The following is a 6130-nucleotide window of genomic DNA, read 5'->3' on the forward strand; positions in this document are numbered from 1 at the left end:
ACACTCCCGAAAAGCGGCCGAGCGAACCGCGAAGAATGGGAGAGGTCGTCGCGATTTCGCGGGTCGGAGGACTGCACCATCGTTACTCGCGAGAGCTCCGGAGGGCTGCCTAGAGGGAGATTTGAATAGAGACGATGGACAGGCTACTTGCGTTCCGCCGGCGCTATCTGCATCGCGTGGACGATCTCGATCGAGCCTCCGTTCTCGGACTTGACGCGGAGTCGGAGCTGCGTAACCGCACTGCGCGAGAGGACCCGCATCGTCCAAGACAGCGTCTTTCGCGTGCCGGGCTCGATCATGGCCTCTCCTTCGAAACCGGGATTCGCCTCGATGTGCAACGGGACGTCGGCTGCGGCCGTGACCTTTCGGATCGCCGTCTGCCCGCTGTTTTGTAGTGTCAACTTCACGTCGAACTCCCCGCCGATGCTGGCCGACTTTGGGGCATCGAGCGTCCACTCAAAGGCGGGCGCGACGGAAAATTCGGTGATCGCATAGGCGTCCTTGACCTCAGGCATCGAGGCGACAACGGCGAATACATGGTCTCCTGCCGCGTCCTGGGGCAGATGCACCTTTCTGGCGAAGCTCTGGGTCTTGCCGGGGCGTAGGCGGACCCTCTCTGTCCAGCTCTTCAGGGTCCGGTCCGGCCAGCGCTTGGTCTGCGGCACGTCCTCGACCACGGCGATCTCGAGTGTTTCATCCATCCTTTCACCGGCCGTGTTCTCAACGACGACAGTCAGTTCGACGGTGTCGCCTGGGCGGTGCTCGGTGCGTGCCACCTCGGCGCGCACGATGGAGTTCTTGGGGGGAGAGCAGGTCCAGTGTCCCTTGCCCCAGTACCCCTGTCCGTAGGAACTCGATGTGCAGATGTGCTGGATCCAGCTACGAATCAGCGTGAAGCTCTGATCGGGTTCTTTGCAGGGCGTGCCGTATGTCATCTTCACATCAGAGTCGCCGTCGGCGACCTCCATCGGGTCCCACGACTCCTTCGCGAAGATGGTGACGTCGTTGACGGACTTCTTGGCCCACTGGTGGTTCATCCCGAAGCTGAGCTGAGACACCGGACCGTAACCGTTGGGCGGATCATGGGGGTGGAACACGTACCACTGCTCTCCGGCGGGTCCATCCAACCGCGCTTCGGTCCACGTGTCGAAACCCCAGTTGATCGCTCCTTGCTCTCGGGCCGCATCGCCCGTTGTAGGGTGTGCCGGGATGCCGACGGCGCGCAGCAGCGCGGCGAACATCGCGGCGGAGTCGGCGCATTGCGCGAGCTTGTCCGACCGGGCCAACAGATCCAGGGTGTCGCTCTCGCTCGTGCAGATCGAGTAGACAAAGCGCTTGGTGACTGTGCTGGGGTACCCCCCCCCTTCATCACAGTAGTCCGAACCTTGCGGGACGACCCAGTCCATGAGGAGAGAACTCGCTTGGTAGGCGCTTGTCTGCTTGTTGACGAGTTGCATGGCCTCGTCGAAGATCCGTGCGTCGTCCGGGTGCAGGTAGTACGGCTTGGCCCGCGACTGTCCGCCCTTCGGCGGGTAGAACCACGGCGCGACCTCTCCCTTGTCGCTGAGGGCGTACTCCTCACGAGCGTTCACCTCCGACGGGTTGAAAATGACGTAGAACCGCATCTCTTCAGCCGCGGTTCCGTCGACGATCAGCTTGGCCAAGTAGCGTCCGACGGGGATACCTTGCGGAACCGCGGTCCACAACGTGCTGGTCCAATCCCACGCGCCGACCCAGAGCGCACCGGAGGCGACCAACGGCACTGTCGCGGCGGCGTCGCCCGAGGGGGCGATGATCTGCACATTGACGCTCTCGGCTCCATCCAGCTTGTTGGCTATGAAGGCGGGGGCGCAGTTCTTGCCTCTCGGGTAGACCAGCCCCTCGATGGCCTGTTCACCGGTCTCGGCCACGAAGAACTCATGGCCGTTCTTCATGGTCAGGCGGTGTCTGGTGCGCACCGCGCCCTCGCCGACCTTGACTGCCGACGACGAAGGGCTCACGCAGGTGCCGAGGCTCTGCGTGGCAGTGATCATCTCACCTCCGGCCATCGTCGCTGTGAGGTTGATCCGGGTGCCGCCGCCGTCGCCGACGAGGTTGCCGTTGGCGTAGACGCGGATGCGGGAGTCGAGCGCCGTCCCGCCGACCGTGGCGAAGTGGTCCCCGACACAGATGGGCATCACCCTGGGGGCGGGCAGATCGGTACAGGGCTTGACGGTCGTCGTTCCGCGCGGGCTCGGGTCGGCGCACAGCTTCTGCATTGCCGTCAGTTCGTCGCCGGCGGCCGGTGCCGGACTCAGCTTGAAGATCTGCCCACCGCCGGCGCAGTAGTGTCCGGCGATCTGCGTGGGGCCGTTTTGTACCGTGACCATGGCGCCGTTTACGATGTTGTGGACCGCGACATGGGTGGAGCCATCGTAAACATCGCCGACAGTGGGGGCGGGCAGCGGTGACGGATCCGCCAGGACCTGTACCTTATCCGAATTCGGGCTGACCTCGGTGCAGAGTGTCTCTCGCGCGTGGACCTGCTGTCCCTTGGCGAAGACGGGGGTGACGAAGGTCCACTGGCCGGCTCCGCAGCCGGCAGCATCGCCGACGAGGGTACCGTCGGCGAACACTTCCAGGAGCCCGCCTGGGACGAGGTTGTCGACGCTGATGGCGCCGCCGCAGTCGTGGAGCGGCTCCGTGATCTCTGGCTTGGTCAGCCCAGCGGGGTGCTCCTTGAAGTAGTCGCGGACCTCGACCGCCTTCGAGGGCGCGCTGGTGTCCGAGCCGACCGTCTGCGTGGCCGTGATGTCCTGGCCGGCGACCAGGTCGGGCGTCACCGAGAAGCTCTGGCCCCACGGCGAGTCGCTCACGTCCCCACCGAGCAGGACGGAGCCGTTGGCGTAGATGGCGATCTTGGCGCCGGGGACGAACCCCTCGACGGTCACGGCCGTTGCACAATCGAAGAGCGGCTCTCTGATTGTGGGAGGAGATAGAGTGCTCTGCGGTTTGTCGGGGTCCGGTGGCGGTCCCGGACACGCCACCATGGAGAACACGATCAGCGCAGCCGAGAGGACAGCGAGTCGAGCGCGCATGGCGGATACCTCTACTGCGCCTGATGCATTCCGCATGCCAACCGAACCCGCCGCCAAGAGTGGCTCGTGGGCGTTGGCGCGGGCCTCGCCCTCCATGCCCCTTCGGGGTGCGGCGATCCGCCCCCCGAAGCGGCTGCGTGACACGGATCGACCCGTCTGTCGAACCGGCAAGAAACGTCGAGGGTAGAGTACGAAAAGCCCAATTTTCGTGACATAACCCTCAAGCGCCCTGCCCTCCTCTGCCGATGGTCTCTTCATGGCGAAGAAGACCACCAAACCCTCGGCCCGCCGAGCGACGTTCTCAGAGCGAGGGCAATACCCTAGGGACAAACACCCGGTCGACAGCTACCTGGTGGGCCTTGGAGACGACTCGGAGCGAGTGACCCGGGCAGCCCTCGACTCCGTCGCCGACATCCTCTCGGGCGGGCGCCTAGCGGCGGACGAGCTCGCGTGGCATAGCCTCCGGCATGGCCATGTGAACGCGCTCAGAGGCCGCCTACAGCAACTCTATGCCCCTTCGACCGCCAACCGGTACCTATCGGCCCTAAAGGCCGTTCTACGAGAATCCTGGCGCCTCGGGCTCGTCGACCGAGAGACCCTCGAGAAAACGCTCGACGTCAAGGGAATTCGAGGACGGCGTGAAGCTCGAGGCCGCGCGGTTTCCCAAGACGAGCTGAGTGCCCTCTTCGCAACATGTTCACACGACGACAATGAAACCCTTGGGATTCGCGATGCTGCAATCCTCGCCTTGCTCTACGGATGCGGTCTGAGGCGCGCCGAACTCGCCGGATTATCTCGTTCGGATTTCCGCCCCTCTGACCGCTCCCTGAAGGTCCACGGCAAGGGAAACAAGCAGCGAGTGGTGTACATCCCGGCTGGAGCCCAGGTGGCACTTGAGGTCTGGCTCGAGACGCGAGGGCGCTGGGCTGGGGGGCTCCTCTCGGGCGTGACCAAGGGAGGAAGAGTCACCCGGCGCGATGTCTCACCGCAGCTCATCTACCGAGTCATTCAAAAGCGCCATCTCAAGGCCGGCATTGCCGAGTTCACGCCCCACGATCTGCGGCGAAGTCATATTTCAGACCTTCTCGACGAAGGCGTCGACCTCGCAGTGATTGCGAGGCAGGTGGGTCATTCGAATGTCCAAACGACCGCGAAGTACGACCGCCGCAGTCACCGAGCGCAACGAACTGCAGCTGACCGACTGGATGTCCCCTACCCCAGCTGATTGTTGGGCAGCTTGGATAGGAGACCCTCCGAAGCGGGGAAAAGGAGCACGCGAATGGAGAACGAATCGCCTGCCTTCGCGATAGCTGCATCGATGCCCGAGCCGTGGTTCAACAAGGGCCAAGCGCTGCTTCTGGCTGCCCAGGCGGTGGAGGTTGAACTGCACGAGTTCTGGCTGCGGTTCGATGCGGCGGAAACGACCTCGAAGTGCGTATTGTGGCTACGGCCCAACGTCCACACATCCTATTTTATGCTAGTCGCCTTCGCGCTCGAGAATCTGCTGAAGGGCCTCATCGTGCGGAGCGACCGCCGCCGAGCGAGACAGATGACCTGGAAGGGAAAGCTCGGAAAGCTCGTCGGGACACACGAGCTGGTTCGGTTGGCTGGACAAGCAAACGTGGCGCTCGAGGGGGCGGAAGAGGACCTGCTCCACAGGCTGACGGCTGCAGGCGTCTGGGTGGGCCGCTACCCCGTCCCCCTCAAGGGAGATGACTTGCTCGCCGGTCAGGTCTTTCCTGACGGGCAGGTCAAGGACAATCGGTTGGAGCGCTCTGACATCGAGGCCAGCAAACGTTTCGTGGCCCGCGTTCTTGGCCTGATTGCCTCCGGCTAGACCTCAACGCCCGGGTAGGCGGGGCCATCGCCCAGGTCACGTGCCCAGGAAGGGCCCAGGGCCGCCGAAGAACTCCGGGGGGCCCTTCCCCCTTCGTATGGCGTCTGAGCGGATTCTCGGTGACGAATAGCAAGCGGCCGATTTGACTCTTCCAGCTTGGGCGTGGCTAGTTGTGCTCTATGGAAATTCGATTCGAAATAGATGGGCGCAGCAGCTTGGCGCGTGAACTTCGAGAGCTGGCGAAGGCTGGATGCGTCTCGGAATCAGACATCGCGTTGGCCGTCCTGGAGTTCAAGGCTGATGAGTTCTCAGGTTCGCTTTCTGCGGCGCATCGGGTGGCCTTCGTAGCCCGAATGTTGGAACTCACCGATGTAACGGTCTCCGACTGGCAAGCTCTCTACCGGGTGTAGACGCTCACTCAGAAGCGTAGAAATCTGATCATTTGGCCGGGCTGCGTCGCCCCCCGGCCAAATGATCAGATTTCTACGCTTCTGAGTGAGCGTCTACAGTCCGTGGGACGGGCTACTCGAAGCCGCACTTCGCCTGAAAGAGCAGGGCAAGGTTCGCCACCTGATGATGAGCACCCACAACCGCCCCCTGCTTCCGTCGATGTTCGAAGAGTACGAGAAGCGCGAGAGCCCGTTCGACGCATTCATGTTCCGCTACAACGCGGTCCACCGAGGCGGTGAGAAAGACGTGTTCCCCTTCCTACCGGGTGGCCCGAAGCCCGGCATCCTCACCTACACGACGACGCGTTGGGGCCACCTGCTCGATCCGAAGAAGATGCCGCCGGGCGAGACCCCGCCGCCGGCGAGCGATTGCTACCGCTTTGCCCTCTCCAACGAGAACGTCGACGTCGCCCTCTGCGGGCCTGCAGACGAAGCCCAGATGGATGAGGCGCTTCGCGCGCTCGAGCGCGGGCCTCTCAAACCCGACGAGCGGGAGCGGATCGAGCGGATCGGTGACTTCATCTACGGAAGATACAAACCCACCTACGCGGAGGGGGGTGACTAGGAGCCTGACCCGAGACTGGGCACACCGCCTGGACGCCGATGCACCCAGTCTCGGGTCAGGCTCCTAGTGATGTGATTCACGCTGTTGGGGCATTATCCAGCGCGCGCCTGGCTCTGCCAACCTTTTCGATGATCTCTTCTGCTGTCTTGGACCAGACGAAGGGAGTGGGATCATCGTTGTGTCCGTCCACGTAACTCATCAC

5 protein-coding genes are annotated in these 6130 nt (G+C 63.4%); 4 read left to right on the forward strand and 1 reads right to left on the reverse strand.

Going from position 1 to position 6130, the window contains the following annotated elements:
• Nucleotides 1-143: 143 nt before the first annotated feature.
• The gene (locus tag GY937_13535; GenBank protein ID MCP5057729.1) at nt 144-2930 is read right to left on the reverse strand and encodes a hypothetical protein; all 2787 of its coding nucleotides are present in this window, start codon (nt 2928-2930) and stop codon (nt 144-146) included.
• 403 nt (nt 2931-3333) lie between these two features.
• Here GY937_13535 and GY937_13540 point away from each other — a divergent pair, with 403 nt between their 5' ends.
• The 4 genes from GY937_13540 to GY937_13555 all read left to right on the forward strand — a co-directional run bounded on the left by GY937_13540 (nt 3334) and on the right by GY937_13555 (nt 5928).
• Nucleotides 3334-4302, forward strand: coding sequence for a tyrosine-type recombinase/integrase (locus tag GY937_13540; GenBank protein MCP5057730.1), 969 nt, complete (start codon nt 3334-3336; stop codon nt 4300-4302).
• Nucleotides 4303-4356: 54 nt separating this feature from the next.
• A complete protein-coding gene (locus tag GY937_13545) occupies nt 4357-4914 on the forward strand; it encodes a hypothetical protein (GenBank protein MCP5057731.1) in 558 nt (185 codons plus the stop codon).
• Nucleotides 4915-5129: 215 nt separating this feature from the next.
• Entirely contained in the window at nt 5130-5324 is a 195-nt protein-coding gene (locus GY937_13550; protein MCP5057732.1) for a hypothetical protein, read from the forward strand.
• A gap of 85 nt (nt 5325-5409) precedes the next feature.
• Nucleotides 5410-5928, forward strand: a complete 519-nt coding sequence (locus GY937_13555) for a hypothetical protein (GenBank protein MCP5057733.1) — start codon at nt 5410-5412, stop codon at nt 5926-5928.
• The last annotated feature ends 202 nt before the right edge of the window (nt 5929-6130 follow it).

It is taken from the genome of bacterium (assembly GCA_024228115.1).
Lineage (GTDB): Bacteria > Myxococcota_A > UBA9160 > UBA9160 > UBA6930.

Excerpts from the sequence above, each read along its gene's own strand:
- GY937_13540 (MCP5057730.1), top strand. The coding sequence starts at position 3,334 with ATGGCGAAGAAGACCACCAAACCCTCGGCCCGCCGAGCGACGTTCTCA.
- GY937_13545 (MCP5057731.1), top strand. The coding sequence starts at position 4,357 with ATGGAGAACGAATCGCCTGCCTTCGCGATAGCTGCATCGATGCCCGAG.